15 protein-coding genes are annotated in these 18,387 nt (G+C 42.1%); all 15 read left to right on the top strand.

Going from position 1 to position 18,387, the window contains the following annotated elements:
• Positions 1–216 precede the first annotated feature (216 nt).
• The 15 genes from purC to MLE14_RS02365 all read left to right on the top strand — a co-directional run bounded on the left by purC (position 217) and on the right by MLE14_RS02365 (position 18,386).
• Entirely contained in the window at positions 217–936 is a 720-nt protein-coding gene (gene purC, locus MLE14_RS02435; RefSeq protein WP_243296686.1) for a phosphoribosylaminoimidazolesuccinocarboxamide synthase, read from the top strand.
• 36 nt (positions 937–972) lie between these two features.
• Positions 973–1,227, top strand: a complete 255-nt coding sequence (gene purS, locus MLE14_RS02430; RefSeq protein WP_243296685.1) for a phosphoribosylformylglycinamidine synthase subunit PurS — start codon at positions 973–975, stop codon at positions 1,225–1,227.
• The gene (gene purQ / locus MLE14_RS02425) at positions 1,224–1,907 is read left to right on the top strand and encodes a phosphoribosylformylglycinamidine synthase subunit PurQ (protein ID WP_243296684.1); all 684 of its coding nucleotides are present in this window, start codon (positions 1,224–1,226) and stop codon (positions 1,905–1,907) included. Before purS ends, purQ begins: the two co-directional genes overlap by 4 nt.
• Positions 1,891–4,107, top strand: a complete 2,217-nt coding sequence (gene purL / locus MLE14_RS02420; RefSeq protein ID WP_243296683.1) for a phosphoribosylformylglycinamidine synthase subunit PurL — start codon at positions 1,891–1,893, stop codon at positions 4,105–4,107. The genes purQ and purL overlap by 17 nt, the downstream gene beginning before the upstream one ends.
• Complete coding sequence (gene purF / locus MLE14_RS02415) at positions 4,092–5,507, top strand: amidophosphoribosyltransferase (protein ID WP_243296682.1); 1,416 nt, start codon at positions 4,092–4,094, stop codon at positions 5,505–5,507. Before purL ends, purF begins: the two co-directional genes overlap by 16 nt.
• 327 nt (positions 5,508–5,834) lie before the next feature.
• Positions 5,835–6,863 carry a phosphoribosylformylglycinamidine cyclo-ligase gene (gene purM / locus MLE14_RS02410; protein WP_243296743.1) on the top strand — a complete coding sequence of 343 codons (1,029 nt, stop codon included), beginning with the start codon at positions 5,835–5,837 and terminating at the stop codon, positions 6,861–6,863.
• 16 nt (positions 6,864–6,879) lie between these two features.
• A complete protein-coding gene (gene purN, locus MLE14_RS02405; RefSeq protein WP_243296681.1) occupies positions 6,880–7,446 on the top strand; it encodes a phosphoribosylglycinamide formyltransferase in 567 nt (188 codons plus the stop codon).
• Between the two features lie 13 nt (positions 7,447–7,459).
• Positions 7,460–8,995 (top strand): bifunctional phosphoribosylaminoimidazolecarboxamide formyltransferase/IMP cyclohydrolase, encoded by a 1,536-nt coding sequence (purH, locus tag MLE14_RS02400; protein WP_243296680.1) that lies wholly within the window; start codon positions 7,460–7,462, stop codon positions 8,993–8,995.
• Positions 8,996–9,021: 26 nt separating this feature from the next.
• A complete protein-coding gene (gene purD, locus MLE14_RS02395) occupies positions 9,022–10,281 on the top strand; it encodes a phosphoribosylamine--glycine ligase (protein ID WP_243296679.1) in 1,260 nt (419 codons plus the stop codon).
• Positions 10,282–10,609: 328 nt separating this feature from the next.
• Entirely contained in the window at positions 10,610–12,985 is a 2,376-nt protein-coding gene (locus MLE14_RS02390) for a hypothetical protein (RefSeq protein ID WP_243296678.1), read from the top strand.
• Positions 12,982–13,920: an ABC transporter ATP-binding protein gene (locus MLE14_RS02385; protein ID WP_243296677.1), complete on the top strand. Its 939-nt coding sequence runs from the start codon at positions 12,982–12,984 to the stop codon at positions 13,918–13,920. The genes MLE14_RS02390 and MLE14_RS02385 overlap by 4 nt, the downstream gene beginning before the upstream one ends.
• Positions 13,917–14,747 (top strand): ABC transporter permease, encoded by an 831-nt coding sequence (locus tag MLE14_RS02380; RefSeq protein WP_243296676.1) that lies wholly within the window; start codon positions 13,917–13,919, stop codon positions 14,745–14,747. The genes MLE14_RS02385 and MLE14_RS02380 overlap by 4 nt, the downstream gene beginning before the upstream one ends.
• Before the next feature lie 13 nt (positions 14,748–14,760).
• Positions 14,761–16,446 carry a hypothetical protein gene (locus tag MLE14_RS02375; RefSeq protein ID WP_243296675.1) on the top strand — a complete coding sequence of 562 codons (1,686 nt, stop codon included), beginning with the start codon at positions 14,761–14,763 and terminating at the stop codon, positions 16,444–16,446.
• A gap of 84 nt (positions 16,447–16,530) precedes the next feature.
• Positions 16,531–17,508 (top strand): AAA family ATPase, encoded by a 978-nt coding sequence (locus tag MLE14_RS02370; RefSeq protein WP_243296742.1) that lies wholly within the window; start codon positions 16,531–16,533, stop codon positions 17,506–17,508.
• 5 nt (positions 17,509–17,513) lie between these two features.
• Entirely contained in the window at positions 17,514–18,386 is an 873-nt protein-coding gene (locus MLE14_RS02365; protein ID WP_243296674.1) for a DUF58 domain-containing protein, read from the top strand.
• Position 18,387 lies beyond the last annotated feature (1 nt).

The following is an 18,387-nucleotide window of genomic DNA, read 5'->3' as shown; positions in this document are numbered from 1 at the left end:
GTTTCTGAGTTCGGTTAACCGATTCTCAGTTTGGTGACTGGGATCCTAAGTTCGGTTAACCGGTCCTCAGTTTGGTAAAAGAGATTCTGAGTTCGGTTAATGGACTCTTGAGTTCAGTAATCTGCTCATGAGTCCGTTTAAAGAACTCTAAGTTCTAAAAAAGTTCGCAATGTTCGCTCTTTATAGCCAAAAAACCACTACAAAGGAGGCTCTTTTATGGAAAAAAGAGCACTGTTATACGAAGGAAAAGCGAAAAAAGTATACAGCACTGATGATGCTTCGATCGTTTGGATCGAATACAAAGATTCAGCCACCGCCTTTAATGGCGAAAAGAAATCAGAAATTGCGGGCAAAGGCCGTCTGAATAACGAAATTACCAGTTTAATATTTTCAAAGCTTAATGAAGAAGGGATTCCGTCTCATTTCATGAAGCGGGTTTCAGCAACAGAACAGCTTGTAAAAAAAGTCGATATTATTCCGCTGGAAACCGTTGTACGGAATGTAGCAGCAGGAAGTTTTTCAAAGCGGCTTGGAATACAAGAAGGAACCCCATTATCGAAACCGCTCGTCGAATTTTATTTTAAAAACGATGACCTGGGCGATCCGCTCATTATTGATGATCACATCTACGAGCTGCAATTGGCTACTCCTCGGGAAGTGGCTCTTTTAAAGGAAAAAGCGCTTCAAGTCAATGATGTTCTCTCTAAGTGGTTTGCGGAGCTAGGCGTTCAATTGATTGATTTTAAATTAGAGTTTGGCAAAGATGCAAACGGCACCATACTTCTGGCTGATGAAATTTCACCGGACACTTGCCGTCTGTGGGATTTGGAAACAAAGGAAAAACTCGATAAAGATGTATTTCGCCGTGATTTAGGCAGCTTAACAGATGCCTATGAGAACATATTCGCTCGGATTCATGCAAGTCAAACAATCTGACATACACATTCAAAAATTAGACTGGGGGCATACACCATGTACAAAGTGAAGGTTTTCGTAACATTAAGAGAAAGTGTTTTAGATCCGCAAGGGACTGCAGTAAAAAACTCTTTACATTCGCTTCAGTATACAGATGTAAGTGAAGTTCGTATCGGTAAATATATGGAACTTACCATCGAGAAAACGGACAGAGATGTTGAAGAAGTTGTAAAAGAAATCTGTAATAAAGTCCTTGCGAATCCGGTTATTGAAGATTACCGCTATGAAATTGAGGAGTGTGTTGCTCAGTGAAATTTGCTGTGATTGTTTTTCCTGGCTCCAATTGTGACGTTGATATGTACCATGCCATTAAGGACGAATTAGGAGAAGACGTCGAGTATGTATGGCATGATACAGAGAATTTAGATGGATTTGACGGAATTCTGCTTCCAGGCGGCTTCTCTTACGGTGACTATTTGCGTTCTGGTGCAATTGCCCGTTTTAGCAGGGTCATGAAAGAGGTCATCAAAGCAGCAGAAGCTGGGAAACCGATCCTTGGGGTCTGCAATGGGTTTCAAATCTTGCTTGAATCTGGTTTGCTTCCTGGTGCTATGCGCCGTAATGAAAGTCTTCAATTTATATGTAAGCCCGTTACGCTGAAGGTTCAGAATAATGAAACAATGTTTTCTTCTGCATACGAAAAGGGCGAAGAAATTACAGTCCCAATTGCTCATGGAGAAGGAAATTATTATTGTGATGAAGAGACGTTAGAGCGACTTAAAGAAAATAATCAGATAGTTTTTACCTATAAAAATAATCCAAATGGCAGCATCGAAAACATTGCGGGAATCGTCAATGAGAGAGGAAATGTACTCGGAATGATGCCCCATCCGGAACGAGCGGTTGATTCTCTTCTGGGAGGAGCAGATGGTCTTAAGCTATTCAAATCGATTGTACATCATTGGAGGGAAGCACATGTCATTAATGCTTGAACCAAGTCCAGAACAAATTAAAGCAGAAAAGATTTACCGGGAAATGGGTCTGTCTGATGAAGAATTTGCGATGGCCGAAAACATCCTTGGACGTACACCGAATTATACGGAAACTGGCTTGTTTTCAGTTATGTGGTCTGAGCATTGCAGTTATAAAAATTCAAAACCCGTTTTGAAAAAATTCCCTACCTCTGGCGAGAAAGTTCTGCAGGGACCTGGGGAAGGGGCTGGAATTGTAGATATTGGGGACGGTCAGGCTGTTGTGTTTAAGATTGAAAGTCATAACCACCCTTCTGCCATTGAGCCATACCAAGGAGCAGCTACTGGAGTTGGCGGCATTATCCGTGATGTGTTTTCCATGGGAGCAAGACCGATTGCTCTGCTTAACTCATTACGATTCGGTGAACTAGAGTCTGATCGGGTGAAATATCTATTCAAGGAAGTCGTAGCGGGTATTGCCGGATACGGGAATTGTATCGGAATCCCGACTGTAGGCGGAGAAGTTCAATTTGACCCATCATATGAAGGGAATCCGCTTGTCAATGCGATGTGTGTTGGATTAATTGATCATAAAGATATTAAAAAAGGTCAAGCCCACGGAGTCGGCAATACAGTTATGTACGTCGGGGCGAAAACAGGACGTGACGGAATCCATGGTGCAACGTTCGCTTCCGAAGAATTAACAGAACAATCTGATGAAAAACGTCCAGCTGTTCAAGTTGGGGATCCTTTTATGGAAAAACTTCTGCTTGAAGCGTGCCTTGAACTGATTCAATCGGATGCTCTTGTCGGAATTCAGGATATGGGAGCTGCCGGATTAACAAGCTCGAGTGCTGAGATGGCGAGTAAAGCTGGTTCTGGGATTGAAATGAATCTGGACCTCGTGCCTCAGCGTGAAAAAGGCATGACTGCTTATGAAATGATGCTTTCAGAATCTCAGGAAAGAATGCTAATTGTCGTGAAAAAGGGAAGAGAGCAAGAAATCGTGGATTTATTTTCGAAGTATGATTTAGAGGCAGTCGCGGTTGGTCATGTAACTGATGATAAGCGCTTGCGCCTGATCCACAAGGGTGAAGTGGTAGCTGATGTTCCAGTCGATGCATTGGCTGAGGATGCACCCGTTTATCATAAGCCATCCCGTGAGCCTGAATATTTCCATCAGTTCCAGGCAATGGACGATTGGATTCCTCAGGTAGAAAACTATGGCGAAACTCTGCTTCAGCTATTAAAGCAGCCTACAATCGCGAGTAAAGAATGGGTCTACAATCAATATGATTACATGGTTCGTACCAATACGGTCGTGGCACCCGGTTCAGATGCAGCCGTGGTCCGTATTAGAGGAACGCGAAAAGCTTTGGCTATGACAACCGACTGTAACTCAAGATATCTCTATTTAGATCCTGAGACTGGCGGAAAAATTGCAGTGGCAGAGGCGGCACGAAATATCGTGGCTTCCGGCGGACAGCCGCTAGCTCTTACAGATTGCTTAAACTTTGGCAATCCTGAAAAGCCAGAAATCTTCTGGCAGCTTGAAAAAGCAGTCGATGGCATGAGTGAAGCTTGCCGTGTGCTGCAAACCCCAGTTATTGGCGGAAACGTTTCCTTATATAACGAAACAAACGGAACAGCCGTTTATCCAACTCCAGTCGTTGGTATGGTTGGACTGATTGAAGATTTAGATCACATTACGACCCAACACTTTAAAGCCGCTGGCGACCTTATTTATCTACTTGGAGAATCAAAGCCTGAATTTGGAGGCAGTGAGCTGCAAAAGCTGCTTTCTGGAAAAATCTTCGGGAAAGCACCTGAATTGAATTTAAAAGTGGAAGAAAAGAATCAGAAGCAAGTTCTTGAGGCCATTCGTGCTGGACTTGTTGAGTCTGCTCATGACTTGGCTGAGGGCGGATTATCCGTTGCATTAGCTGAAAGCTTAATAGGTTCAAAGGGTCTTGGTGCCGAAGTGAAAATGAATGGCGATATCGTTTCAACCCTTTTCGGTGAGTCTCAATCTCGTTTTCTATTAACGGTTAAAAAGGAAAATCAATCTGCATTTGAAAATCTAGTAGAGGCTACTTTAATTGGGGAAGTTACGTCAGCACCTGTTCTTCAGATTCTTTCTGATGAACGAGAAATCCTAAGGCAGGATGTAGAGGAATTAGAGCAAGCCTGGAAAGGAGCCATCCCATGCTTGCTGAATTAAAAGGTCTCAATGAAGAGTGCGGTATTTTTGGGATATGGGGACATCCGAACGCAGCCCAGCTGACCTACTACGGTCTGCACAGCCTTCAGCACCGCGGCCAGGAAGGAACCGGCATGGTCGTTACAGATGGCGCTGAACTTACTGGTATGAAAGGTGAGGGCTTAGTTACTGAAATCTTCACTGCTGATAAAATGGAGAAACTTTCCGGAAAGGCAGCAATTGGTCACGTTCGTTATGCAACGGCAGGCGGGAGCGGCTATGAAAATGTACAGCCACTCTTATTCCGTTCCCAGACCGGAAGTCTTGCCCTTGCCCATAACGGAAATCTCGTGAACGCAACCAGCTTAAAGCGAGAGTTAGAAGCAAAGGGAAGCATTTTTCAAACTACATCAGATACTGAAGTTTTGGCCCACTTAATCAGAAAGAGCGGAACAACGCTTCCGCTTAAGGACCGGGTCAAACAAGCGTTACAGCAACTAAAAGGAGCCTTTGCCTTTTTAATCATGACCGAAGCGGAAATGATTATTGCGCTTGATCCAAATGGGCTTCGACCTCTGTCCATTGGCCGGCTCGGAGATGCGATTGTTTTCGCTTCAGAGACTTGTGCGTTTGATGTCGTAGGAGCGGAATTTATCCGTGACGTGGAACCAGGTGAAATGGTGATGATTAGCGACGAAGGCATTTATTCTGAGTTGTATACGGTGTATACCAACCCAGCGATTTGTACAATGGAATACGTATATTTCTCAAGACCGGACAGCAATGTGCTAGGAATTAATGTTCATACGGTTCGTAAAAATATGGGCAAACGATTAGCGCTTGAGGCTCCGATTGAAGCAGATGTCGTGACAGGCGTGCCGGATTCTAGCATTTCCGCAGCTATCGGTTATGCCGAAGAATCGGGCATCCCATATGAAATGGGCTTAATCAAAAATCGTTATGTAGGCAGAACCTTCATTCAGCCTTCTCAGTCCTTAAGAGAACAAGGTGTAAAAATGAAGCTTTCCCCTGTAAAAGGAGTAGTTGAGGGAAAACGTGTGATCATGGTCGATGATTCGATTGTTCGGGGAACGACAAGCCGCCGGATTGTAACGATGTTAAAAGAAGCGGGTGCAACAGAGGTTCACGTTGTAATCAGCTCACCGCCGATTAAAAATCCTTGTTTTTATGGGATTGACACGTCTACAAGGGAAGAACTGATTGCTTCGAGCCGTTCAGTTGAAGAGATCCGCGAAATTATCGGAGCGGACAGCTTAACCTTTTTAAGCGTAGAAGGCATGCTAGAGGCCATCGGAAGAGAGCCAATTGAAAGCAAGTGCGGACAATGTCTTGCATGTTTTACAGGAAATTATCCAACTGAATTATACGAAGACACTCTTCATCCTTATGAAAAAGTGTAACAGAGAAACAGGGGGACGGTTCTTCTGTTTCAGAAACGTATGTCTCCTTAAGAGGATGTCGGATTTTACGGATATTGATTCCGTTATCTGTGACAAAATCGAGGATTTCCTGAAATGAGCGGACACTGGTTCCGTTATTCGAGCAAAATCCAGCAATTTTTGCATGATCCTTGGCAATTAACAGATCGTATGTCCGCAAGCATCAAGAAAACAGAGGTTTTGCAGCAAATAACGGAATGTATGTCCGTAACAGACATATCTCTCGAGACAAGCGAACCAGCGACCATTAATGATAAGAGAAAAGTACACCCTTTAGGAGGAGCAGGAATGGCGAATGCATATAAGCAAGCAGGTGTGAATATTGAGGCTGGCTATGAAGCCGTAACCCGAATGAAGAAGCATGTTCAAAAAACCATGCGCCCAGGTGTACTTGGCGGACTCGGGGGGTTTGGAGGGATGTTCGATCTCTCCTCCCTTGGATTAAAGGAACCCGTTTTAGTGTCTGGCACGGATGGAGTCGGAACGAAGCTAATGTTAGCATTTATGCTGGATAAGCATGACACGATTGGGATTGATGCTGTAGCGATGTGTGTCAATGATATCGTTGTTCAAGGGGCAGAACCGCTATACTTTTTAGACTATATTGCTTGCGGGAAGGCTGAACCTGCTAAAATTGAAGCGATTGTCAAAGGTGTTGCTGAAGGCTGTGTTCAGGCAGGCTGTGCACTAGTTGGCGGAGAAACAGCGGAAATGCCTGGCATGTATAGCGAGGATGAGTATGATATAGCTGGTTTTGCCGTTGGTGCTTGTGAAAAGTCAGCTCTTGTTACGGGTGAGAAGATTAAAGCAGGCGATTGTTTAATCGGCCTAGCATCAAACGGTATTCATAGCAACGGGTACTCTTTGGTCCGAAAAATATTTTTAGAACAGGCGAACATGCCTTTGGATCAATACGTCGAAGAGCTAGGCTGTACGTTAGGGGAAGAACTGTTAAAGCCAACCCGAATCTATGTGAAATCTGTTTTATCTAGCTTGAAAAAGTTCCCGATTAAAGGGATGGCTCATATTACCGGCGGAGGGTTTATCGAAAATATTCCGCGCATGTTCCCTGAAGGTTTAGGGGCTTTTCTTTACGAGAAAAACTGGGAAATTCCTGCTGTCTTTACTTTGATGGAGTCACTTGGAAAGCTCGAACGCAAGGAAATGTATAACATTTTTAATATGGGAACAGGCATGGTACTGGCAGTGGACCCTGAGATTGCGGAGGAGGTCATCTTCCATTTACATGAGGCAGGAGAAAAAGCCTACGCAATCGGAGAAGTTACAAATAAAGCTGGAATCGAAATCATCAGCTGAATATGCGGAGGATCTCATGAAAAAGATAGCAATTTTTGCCTCCGGTAGCGGAAGTAATTTTCAAGCCATTGTTGATGCAGTAAAAGCAGGAAAACTAGATGCAGAGGTTTCCTTGCTAGTTTGCGATAAACCTGGAGCTTTTTGTATTGAACGAGCCCAAAACGAAAGAATTCCCGCTTTTGTATTTACACCAAAGGACTATGCCGCTAAATCAGATTATGAAACGGAAATATATGAAAAATTAAAGGAATTAGACGTAGATTTTATCGTGTTGGCTGGATATATGAGATTAATAGGAGAGGATCTGTTAACTCCTTATGAAGGAAAAATCGTGAATATTCATCCTTCTTTATTGCCTGCGTTTCCAGGAAAAGATGCCATTGGCCAAGCCTTAGCGGCCAAGGTTAAAGAAACTGGGGTTACCATTCATTTTGTTGACGCAGGAATGGATACAGGACCCATTATCGCAAGACAGTCTGTTTCCATCTCCCAAAACGATACAAGAGAAAGCTTACAGGCTAAAATTCAAGAAATTGAACACCAATTATATCCTTCCGTTTTACAAAAGCTATTACATTCATAAGGGGGAAATTGCCGTGAAAAAGCGAGCCTTAATCAGTGTATCAGATAAAAACGGTGTCGTTGAATTTGCTAAGGGACTTAGTGAATTAGGATTTGAAATTATTTCAACTGGCGGAACGAAGAAGGCACTTGAGGAGAGTGGTCTTCCTATTGTTAGTGTGAGTGAAGTAACCGGATTCCCTGAAATTTTAGAAGGTCGTGTAAAGACCCTGAATCCTTATGTGCATGGAGGACTGCTTGCCAAATTTTCAGATGAAAGTCACCAGTCTCAGTTAAAGGAACATAACATCCAGCCGATTCATGTTGTTTGTGTCAATTTGTATCCATTCGCTCAAACCATTGCAAAGCCAGATGTTACAGTTGAAGATGCGATCGAAAACATCGATATTGGCGGACCTGCGATGCTTCGTGCATCCGCAAAAAATCATGAGTATGTGACGGTTGTTGTGGATCCAGCTGATTACGGTGTGGTATTAGAGGAATTAAAAACGGCTGGTGAAGTTGGAAAAGAAACACGCCGACGCCTCGCTGCTAAAGTATTTCGACATACAGCGGCCTATGATGCGATGATTGCGGAATATATGACAGACTTAGCCGGAGAAGAAATACCAGAAAAACTGACGGTTACGTATGAATTAAAACAATCCCTTCGTTACGGGGAAAACCCTCATCAAAAAGCAGCATTTTACCGAAAGCCGTTAGGATCAGCCTTTTCGGTTGCAAACGCAACCCAATTACATGGAAAAGAGCTTTCCTATAACAATATTAACGATGCCGATGCGGCTCTGCAAATTGTAAAAGAATTCAAGGAGCCAGCAGCTGTAGCGGTGAAGCATATGAACCCTTGTGGCGTAGGGACAGGTGACACCGTATTCACGGCTTTTACTAAAGCGTTTGAAGCAGACCCTGTGTCTATTTTTGGCGGAATTATTGCTTTGAACCGTGAAGTAGACAAAGCGACTGCCGAAAAGCTTCACGAAATCTTTTTAGAAATCATCATGGCCCCATCTTTTTCAGAGGAAGCACTTGAAATTTTAACAGGCAAAAAGAATCTTCGGTTATTGACGGTTCCATTTGATCAAGTGAACAAACCAGAACCTAAGCTAACCTCGATTGAAGGCGGCTTGCTTGTTCAGGATCAAGACCGTTTTACGTATGAAGATGCTGCAATTTCTATTCCGACTAAACGGGAACCAACTGAGGAAGAATGGAAGGCACTGCAATTTGGCTGGAGAATCGTCAAGCATGTTAAATCGAACGCAATTGTGGTGAACAACAGTGAAATGACACTAGGGGTTGGCGCTGGACAAATGAACCGTGTTGGCGCTGCTAAAATTGCGCTTGAACAGGCTGGTGAGCGGGCAGTTGGTGCCGTATTAGCATCCGATGCATTCTTCCCGATGGATGATACGGTTGAAGCGGCTGCAAAAGCAGGAATTACAGCGATTATTCAGCCGGGCGGATCGATCCGTGACGAAGATTCCATCAAAAAAGCAGATGAATATGGAATTGCCATGGTATTTACGGGAGTTCGACACTTTAAACATTAATTTTTGAAAAATTTGAGGTGGGAAAAATGAATGTACTCGTCATTGGCCGTGGCGGAAGAGAACACGCTTTATGTAAAAAGCTTGCGGAAAGTTCAGGGGTTAAGACCGTTTTTGCAGCTCCCGGAAATGCAGGTATGAGCGATGCAGCCGAGCTTGTTGGGATTCATGAGGGCGAGCATGATTCCTTAGTAGAATTTGCGAAGGGTCATGGAGTGGGTCTAACCGTGATTGGCCCTGAGGTTCCTCTGCTGGAAGGACTAGCAGATCGCTTTTTGGCGGAAGGGCTTGCGGTTTTTGGTCCTGGGAAGGAAGCGGCTTTGATTGAAGGAAGCAAGTCATTCGCAAAGGATTTGATGAAAAAATACGGTATTCCGACGGCAGAATTTGAAGTCTTTACAGAATTTGCAGCAGCCAAGGATTATGTTATGGCCAAAGGCGCTCCGATCGTCATTAAAGCGGACGGATTAGCTGCAGGTAAAGGGGTAACCGTTGCGCTAACATTAGAAGAGGCGTTGGAGTCCTTAGAAGAAATGATGGTCGGAGGAAAATTCGGAGAAGCTTCTTCAAAAGTCGTGATCGAGGAATTTTTAAGCGGAGAAGAATTCTCCTTAATGGCTTTTGTGAACGGGGAGCAAGTTACACCTCTTGAAATCGCTCAAGACCATAAACGGGCCTTTGATGGTGATCAGGGTCCGAACACAGGAGGAATGGGCGCCTATTCCCCAGTACCGCATATCGGGGAAGAGGTTGTGAAGGTCGCAGTTGAAACGATTTTGAAGCCAACCGCACGGGCGTTAGTTGCAGAAGGCAGAAGCTTTTGCGGGGTCTTATATGCAGGTTTGATTGCAACTATGGACGGCCCTAAAGTGATCGAATTCAACGCCCGCTTCGGCGACCCGGAAACCCAAGTGATTTTACCAAGAATGAAGTCAGATTTGGCAGAGGTTATGTTGGCAGTTATTAATGGGCTGGCTCCGGAAATCGAATGGAATCCGCAGGCTATGGTCGGTGTGGTAGTAGCATCGAAGGGCTACCCTGAATCTTATGAAAAAGGCGCTGTATTGAAAGGGTTAGATCAAGTAGATGCTGACGTCTTCCATGCCGGTACTGTACAAAATGAAGCCGGAGAATTTGTTACAGCTGGCGGACGTGTGCTGTTGGTCGGAGCGAAGGGGGAAACGATTGAAGAGGCTCAGTCCCGTGTTTATGGTGAATTGGAAAAACTGAATTGTGATGGTGTGTTTTACCGGAAGGATATTGCCGGGAAAGCGATTGGAAGAGTTTAAACGGAAGCACTCTGCGGATTTAGTCTGCAGGGTGTTTTTTCGCGAAAATTCTTTCAATCGCGCGAGAATTGAAAAATACGCGCAAGAATAGGGAGCAATCGCGCAAGAATTGAAAAATACGCGCAAGAATGGCGTTGAATCGCGCAACAGTAAAAAAATGGAAGCCCTTTACCCGGTTTTCTAATAAATTTTTCTTTCAATCTGTAGGAATTGTCTGGCTTTTGTACGTTTATTTTACATAATACTGGGAACTTTTCCTGTTTTTTCACGTCTAATTTAGGTAGGATGAAAATAGAGAAAAGTTTTGTTTGCTTAGGGGGAAGAGAAAATGCTTCGGAGGATTATTAGCAGCTTTGCCATACTATTAATCTTATTAACAATTTTTCCTGCCCAAAAAACATGGGCAAATCAACAAATTCAATTGGATGTACAAGCAGGTGTTGACGGAATGGTGAAAATGGGGATGCCATTCCCGTTAACCGTTGAGATTGTGAATAATGGAGATGATTTTGTAGGGGAGATCTCCGTATTGTTTCAACCATCTTATAATAGCGGCGGAAGTCTGCTAATTCCCGTAAATTTGCCAGCCAATTCGACTAAAACGATAACCGTGACGCATCCTGGGGTTGAAGAAGCTTTCTTATCGAATAATCAGCAGGCTACCATTCAGTTATTTGAAGGGAAAGCAGAAGATGGAAAAGAAGTTGATTTTGCAGGAGATCAAAACTTTCGGCCGCGATTGCTGCAAGCGGATCAGTCTGTTATTTCCGTTGTAACCAGTAATCCGGATATGGTTAACCCTTATAAGACTGTTTCCAATAGTCCAATTAGTCCATTCGTTTTTGATATGGAAGAGAAAGATTTTCCCGAGGACTATTACAGTCTTTCAATGATAGATTTAGTGGTTTTGGATGATGCCCATATTGATGAATGGAACGAAAAACAGCAAGAGGCGCTTATTCAGTATATAAAGACTGGCGGGAACGTTTTATTAAGTAATCAAACGGAGCAAGTATCTCATTTAGGAGTTTTAAAAGAGTATGTTCCATTTCAAAATTCCGACGCAATTGAGTTGGAGGCTGTCACTTTTATCCGGGATGAACAGCCATCCTTACAAAATATCACCCTTTACAGTGGAGACATCGCTGAAGACAGCGAAGCGGTTGTAAAGGATCAAAATATAACGATATTAGCGAAAAATCAAGTCGTAATGGGTCATCTATTTCAAACAGCCTTTCCTATTGATCACTCAGAGATAACGCAGCATCCTAATTTTGATGAATTTATAACTGCTAATTTGATGTCTCGTACAACGAATTTTATGAATAATCAATATGGACCCAATTTTGTTGAAAGACTTTACTATGAGTTTGGAGAAGCAGCGGAGTATGTGGAAAACAATCATTATTCCGTTGGATTTATTGCTTTATTATTCGGGATTTATGTCTTCGTCTTTATTCCAGGTTTGTATTTTCTTCTGAAAAAACGTGATAAACGTGAACATACTTGGTGGGTCATCCCTGTTATTTCGTTGGCAGCTTCTGCAGCCATATTTTCAATGGGTGCATGGGATCGAATTGGCAAGCCTACGGTTAATGAAGCGGGTATTTATGTGCTCGATGGACAGGAAAATGCTGTGGGATACACTTCTGTAGCGCTAATGAGCAATAAACAAGGTGCTTTTTCTTTATCTTTCTCAGATCCTGGTTTTCGGCCTGTCCCAGTTATGAGAGAATCTCATGAGTTTAACAGCACAGATCTGCAGGGAGCTTTTGTACAACTAAATACTCCGAAAAAAGAAATTCATTTTCCTTCCGTTGAGTTTTGGTCAACCCGTACTATGCTTGGATCTATGATTAAAGAAAATATAGGGTCATTAGCTGCTGAATTAAAATATGAAAATGAAAGGTTAGTAGGGACCGTAACTAATCATTTGAATGTTCCTATTGAAGATTTAAAGCTGATAACAGGTTCAGAAACGGTTGACATCGGCAAGATCGAAGCAGGTGAATCAATTTCCATTGATAAAAAGATTGGAAACACTGTACTGACTGGTCCTAATTTCTATCAGAGAGGTGCGATACATGTCGGATATCCCTATCAGCCGAACCGTGATATAAAAGAAATTCAAAGGGATGTTTTATATAATTTTTCCACCAACACGGTCATTCCCAAACTTGAAAACCAGCCGATTTTACTCGGTTATTCTGATAGACCATTTGTTGTTGTCGGACTTGGGCAAGGTAGTAAAAGGAATGCAACCAATTTATTTATTCAGCCGATTTCAATCGAAACCGTATACAGCGGCTCCATTGAATTAACACAAAAAGAAATGATCCCGGAGTTTAAATCGATTGATTCGCTTGGAGGAATTTTTGAACAAAACGAGAATGAAATTTTTGTTGAACCGGGTCAATATCAATATACCTTACAAGTACCTCCAAAACTAATGGAGCAAACGCCAAACTTTACAGAATTGGGAATCCGTTTCTATACTAGTCCAGCCACAGAAACGTATCTTTATAATGTTAAACTTAAGGAATATAAAAAGATTGAAGAAAGCGAACAACAGCTTTCCTTTACCGAGGATATACATGATTATTTAGATGAACAAGGCCAATTAATTTTTAAATTTGTGAAAGGACAGCAAGACCCAAGAATTCAATTCCCGCGAATTAGTCTGAAAGGAGAGATTCAGCCATGATTGAAATAAGGGGGCTAACCAAGAAATATGGAACCTTTACAGCATTAGATTCCTTAGACCTTTCTATTGATGAAGGGAATGTTTTTGGGTTTGTCGGACAAAACGGTGCAGGCAAGTCAACCACTTTCTCCATTTTAGCGACATTACTCGCTCCTACGTCTGGAGATGCTTATATACAAGGAATAAACGTAAAAGAAAAACCGAAAGAAATTAGAAAACTCATTGGTTACATGCCAGATTTCTTTGGTGTGTATGATCAGCTAAAAGCGGAGGAGTATTTGCATTTTTTTGGAGCTAGCTATGGAATTCCGTATGTGGACAGAATGAAGTTAATCCCGAAACTGCTAGAGTTAGTGAATCTCACCCATAAAAGAGACTCCTATGTAGACGTACTGTCTCGAGGAATGAAGCAACGCTTATGTTTAGCACGATGCTTAATTCATGATCCGGATGTATTAATCTTGGATGAACCAGCTTCCGGATTAGACCCGCGGGCACGAGTAGAAATGAGAGAAATTCTAAAAGAGCTGCGCTCAATGGGTAAGACCATTCTTATTTCTTCACACATTTTGCCAGAGCTGGCTGAAATGTGTGACACAATTGGTGTTTTGCATAACGGGAAGCTTGTCGCCCATGGAGATGTAGCTTCCATTCAACAAGAATTAAAAACGGAGCGTGAAATTGTTGTTAAAGTAAAAAATGAGGTGGAAAAAGCGATCCGGTTTTTTGAGGACGAAAGTCATGTCCTCCAAGTTACGCATGACTCAACTCAAGAAAACCGTCTCACCTTCCGTTACAGCGGGGTAGATGATGATCAGTTCCAATTGCTCCAAAAAGCGCTTCAAAATGGGATTGAGATCATTAGCTTTTATGATGTTGAAACAAATCTTGAAGATGTCTTTATGGAAATTACTAAGGATGTGGAACTTGGATGAAATCATTTTTTTTAAACCCGGTATTAAATAAAGAATTCAAATTACGATTTCGCTCTATCAAATCGATTTGGTCACTGTTATTTTATTTAGCAGCGATTGGATTTTTGGTTATTGCATTTATTTATATGACGACAAATGGAGGAAATCCATATGCGTTCCGGTCGAATCAAAGCAGGGAAATGTTTATGGCATTATCCTTTGTCCAGTTAGGATTGATTGTCTTTGTAACACCTGGCTTAACGGCTGGAGTTATCAGCAGTGAACGGGAGAAACAAACACTTAATATGCTATTAACAACTACCCAAAGTTCGACGTCCATTGTGTTAAGTAAGCTTTTATCATCTTTATGTTTCCTGTTTTTATTAGTAATTGCGACTTTACCGCTTTATAGCTTTGTCTTTCTTTATGGCGGGGTATCTCCGCAAATCATACTTGAGGTTTTCGGTCAGTATGCATTATGTATGGCAACTATTGGTTCATTAGGCATCCTGTTTTCAACCATTATTCGAAAAACGATTGTTGCAATGGTTGTTACCTATAGTGTTGCTTTATTTTTAGTAGCAGGAACTGGGGTTCTTTTTCTTCTTTTTCAAGAATTGATTTACCGGCCGCAGGCATCCCAAACCATTTTTCCTTTCTTTTTTGCTATGTTAAATCCAGTCATTAATATGTTTGAGACATTTGAAACGCAAGCCATAAGTTATCGAATGAACAGTCAAGGAGTTGATTTTCCATTAACCTTATCCTATGTAGGTTCATATCTCGTTTTGATTGTGACTTCATTAGCCTTGAGTATTTATAAGCTTCGGCCAAAAATGAACAAGTAAGAGGGGATGAAAAATGGATTCAACGAGACGTTTATTTCAGTATTTTCTTCAGAAAATGAAACGCAAACTAACCCTTCTTTATTATCTGCAAGAAGTCCAGCGTTTTTTGATGTTAGCTTCATTATTTGGGCTGATCTATGCCGTCTTCGTTCGATTCCTTCCTATTCTTTATTGGGAAAGATGGTTAATTATTGGCTTAGTCTTAATGTTCGTGGCATGGTTCGTGGTTACCTTTCCTAAAAGGCCCACAACAAAACACGCTGCAAATAGATTAGATCAATTTGTTGGGGAGGACCGTGTAACGGTTGCTCTATCCTTTTTACATCACGAGAGTCCAGTTGTTCATCTGCAATTAAAGGAAACCGTTAACGGATTAAAAAACCAAATGGATGCTGCCCTTCATACAAAACAGAAATGGGTAAATGGAAGAGTTTTGCTTGTATTCTTTTTTGCGACTCTACTCGCTGTCACTTCTTTTCTTTTTCCAAGCACTCAGATGAAGACAGCCGGTGCAGAGAGGGAAGAAGAGGAGCTTGTAAAGGAACAAATAGACAAAATTGAGAAAAAAGAAGAATCGGCAAACGAACAGGAAGAAAAAAAACTATGGAATGACTTGAAAAAAGAATTAGAAAAAAGTCAATCTATTGAAACCGCAGTAAAAAAATTAATAGAGAAACAAACGCAGCTTTCATTAAAAAAACAAGAATCTTTACATGCTGATAAGCAGCTGGAAAACCTGCAGCAATCTTTAAAGAATCAAAGTTTCTCAGAATTAAATCAAGCTTTAAACGAAAAAGATATTCAAAAAGTCAAAGAGGCGCTGAACAAATTAACAGAGGAAGAAAAAAATAAAGTTAAAGATATAGCTTCCAATCAGGGTATTTCATCTTTGAATGAAGAGGAATTACAAAAGGCTCTAGAAAATTTAATGAAACAGGCGAATAGCTTAGAAGAAAACGAACAATTAAGTGAATTAGCTGCTGACTTTAATCAAGATTTCTTGGATCAGCTTTCTCAGCTGGGTATTAACCCTGGGATCTCATTGGCTTCTTCTCTGACAGGGAATACAGCAGGTGGAACTGGCACGGCAGGGAGTTCCTCCAGTCAAGGGAATACCAATCAAAATTCAGTTTCATCTGGTTCAGGAAGCGGTTCTCAAACTGGCAATCATTCGGGTTCGGGTTCCGGCTCCGGCAATAATTCGGGATCTGGTTCAGGTTCTGGTTCAGGATCTGGTTCAGTATCAGTATCAGGATCAGGTTCTGGATCTGGATCAGGATCTGGATCAGGATCTGGATCAGGTTCAGGATCTGGATCAGGATCTGGATCAGGATCTGGATCAGGTTCAGGATCTGGTTCAGGCTCCGGCTCAGGAAGCGGTTCCGGAACAGGCACTGGCAGCGGCTCCGGCTTCGGAAATGGAGCAGGATTAGGTACGGGAAGTCGAGAACTGTTAACAGTACCGAATCGTATTCTTTCGGACGAAAAGATCGAACGTGATTTCTATAAGCTTGGAGAAGGTGAAGCAGAGATCATTGAAACAGAAAATGGCATCATTTTAAAAGGAAATCTTTCAAATTATACAGCCATTAAAGGGCATTACGAAACGACGTACCGGGAAAGCATGGAACGTACAGATTTGCCGACAGATTTAGAGGCCATCGTCAAGCAGTATTTTACAAATTGGAGTCAGCCATAAACCATTGCTGCAAAGGGAGGTTTATTCATTACATCCTCCCTTTGATCATATAAAAGGGGGAGTTTAGGATTGAGTATTGAACAAATGGAAGCTTCATTTACAGAAGCCGTAACAGCTATACAGACAGCTAAAAAAGCGGTTTCTTCATTTATAGTAGGTCAAGAAGAAACATTAGAGGAAGTGTTTTGGACAATCCTTGCGCAAGGACATGCCCTGCTTGAGGGTCTTCCCGGCTTAGGAAAGACGATGCTCGTTAAGTCTCTTTCAGAAGTCTTACAGCTTCAGTTTTCACGAATTCAATTCACTCCTGACCTAATGCCATCAGATATTACAGGGACTATGATTCTGCAAAAAGACTCAGAGGGGAACCAACGCTTTCAATTTCACGAAGGACCTGTGTTCTCGAATTTTGTTCTGGCAGATGAAATAAATCGTGCCACTCCTAAAACACAGAGTGCTTTGCTTGAAGCGATGGGGGAAAAAACCGTTACGATCATGGGGGAAACAAAAAAGCTGCCATCGCCTTTTTTCGTATTGGCCACTCAGAATCCATTAGATTTAGAAGGTACATATCCTCTTCCTGAGGCACAGCTGGATCGTTTTTTATGTAAGATTCATGTTCCGTCACCTACACAACAGGAATTGAAAGAAATCGCCAAAAGGACACTGTCCGTTCAGCGTATATCTTTAGAAAAGGTTATGGACCGCGAACAGCTCATTGACATTCAAAAGCTAGTCGGACAAGTGTTAATATCTGACGAAATGCTAGATTTTGCTTCTCATATAATCATGAATACTTCACCACAAGCTCCAGATTCACCCCAAATTGTAAAAGAAAATGTTCGCTATGGTGCTGGCCCTCGCGGGATGCAAAGTATCCTCCAATTAGCACGTGCACGGGCTCTTTATCATGGAAGATATCATGTATCCATCGGAGATTTAAAGCGAGTATCCCTTCCAGCTCTCAGACATCGTATCCATCTAAGCTTTGAAGGAGAGGCATCCGGCATATCAACGGATACAATCGTCGGGCATTGTGTGGAACATGTTAAAGCAGGGTGATCGAAATGGAAGCCATCATACAGCCACATACAGTTAGCCGTTTAAAAAAGTTAAAATGGCAAAGTCCTCAAAAGTTAAAAAGCATGCATACAGGGGTGCGGAAATCTAGCCAAATTGGCCAGTCACAAGAATTTTCCGATTACCGAACGTATGAAGCAGGAGACGATGTACGACAAATCGATTGGAATGTATATGCTCGGACTGAAAAATTGTATATTAAGCGGTTTTTAGAGGAACGTGAATTAACTTTAACGATTATTTTAGATCAGTCCAAATCCATGTCCGTCTTCGAAAATAAGTGGCTCAAGGCGAAACAGATAGCAGGTGCGATATCGGTATTGTCTTTACACGCTGGGGACCGGGTGTCAGTTCAACTCGGTACGGAACAATCAAAAGCGATGTTTTTCAAAAAGGGAAGTTACCATGTTCCTAGATTTCTCATGGAACTGCAAACATTAGCTCCGGTCCAGGATTCTCTTCTTTTCTCAGAATATCTGCAAGCAATGGTCATTCCGCAAACCGATGTCACCATCGTGATTACGGATGGACTCGAACAGCCGGAGGAGATTGAAAAATCACTGAAGAGATTACAGCTTGGACATTCACAGCTCTATTATATCCAGGTCCTTGAACCAGAGGAATTATCTCCTGATTATACAGGGGATTGGAAACTAGTCGATATTGAAGATCTTTCGGTCGTTGAAGTGAGTATGCAAAACAGAGTCCTGAAAGAATATGAACATCGCCTGCACGAACATTTGAAATCAATTCAATTGATCTGCCAGAGAAAAGGGATTCACTATACACTTATATCTGCCAACAGCTCGATTGAAGAAATCATCTTTCAGCAATTAAAGCAAACAGGATGGATTTATTGAG

Source organism: Bacillus litorisediminis, from assembly GCF_022808645.1.
Lineage (GTDB): Bacteria > Bacillota > Bacilli > Bacillales > JC228 > Bacillus_BF > Bacillus_BF litorisediminis.
The sequence above is the reverse complement of the archived record's forward strand: the minus strand, read 5'-3'. Positions and strand labels throughout refer to the sequence as shown.

Coding starts and splice junctions, on each gene's coding strand:
- MLE14_RS02385 (WP_243296677.1), top strand. CDS start 12,982: ATGATTGAAATAAGGGGGCTAACCAAGAAATATGGAACCTTTACAGCA.
- MLE14_RS02375 (WP_243296675.1), top strand. CDS start 14,761: ATGGATTCAACGAGACGTTTATTTCAGTATTTTCTTCAGAAAATGAAA.
- purF (WP_243296682.1), top strand. CDS start 4,092: ATGCTTGCTGAATTAAAAGGTCTCAATGAAGAGTGCGGTATTTTTGGG.
- MLE14_RS02390 (WP_243296678.1), top strand. CDS start 10,610: ATGCTTCGGAGGATTATTAGCAGCTTTGCCATACTATTAATCTTATTA.
- purN (WP_243296681.1), top strand. CDS start 6,880: ATGAAAAAGATAGCAATTTTTGCCTCCGGTAGCGGAAGTAATTTTCAA.
- purS (WP_243296685.1), top strand. CDS start 973: ATGTACAAAGTGAAGGTTTTCGTAACATTAAGAGAAAGTGTTTTAGAT.
- purC (WP_243296686.1), top strand. CDS start 217: ATGGAAAAAAGAGCACTGTTATACGAAGGAAAAGCGAAAAAAGTATAC.
- purM (WP_243296743.1), top strand. CDS start 5,835: ATGGCGAATGCATATAAGCAAGCAGGTGTGAATATTGAGGCTGGCTAT.
- MLE14_RS02370 (WP_243296742.1), top strand. CDS start 16,531: ATGGAAGCTTCATTTACAGAAGCCGTAACAGCTATACAGACAGCTAAA.
- MLE14_RS02365 (WP_243296674.1), top strand. CDS start 17,514: ATGGAAGCCATCATACAGCCACATACAGTTAGCCGTTTAAAAAAGTTA.
- MLE14_RS02380 (WP_243296676.1), top strand. CDS start 13,917: ATGAAATCATTTTTTTTAAACCCGGTATTAAATAAAGAATTCAAATTA.
- purL (WP_243296683.1), top strand. CDS start 1,891: ATGTCATTAATGCTTGAACCAAGTCCAGAACAAATTAAAGCAGAAAAG.
- purD (WP_243296679.1), top strand. CDS start 9,022: ATGAATGTACTCGTCATTGGCCGTGGCGGAAGAGAACACGCTTTATGT.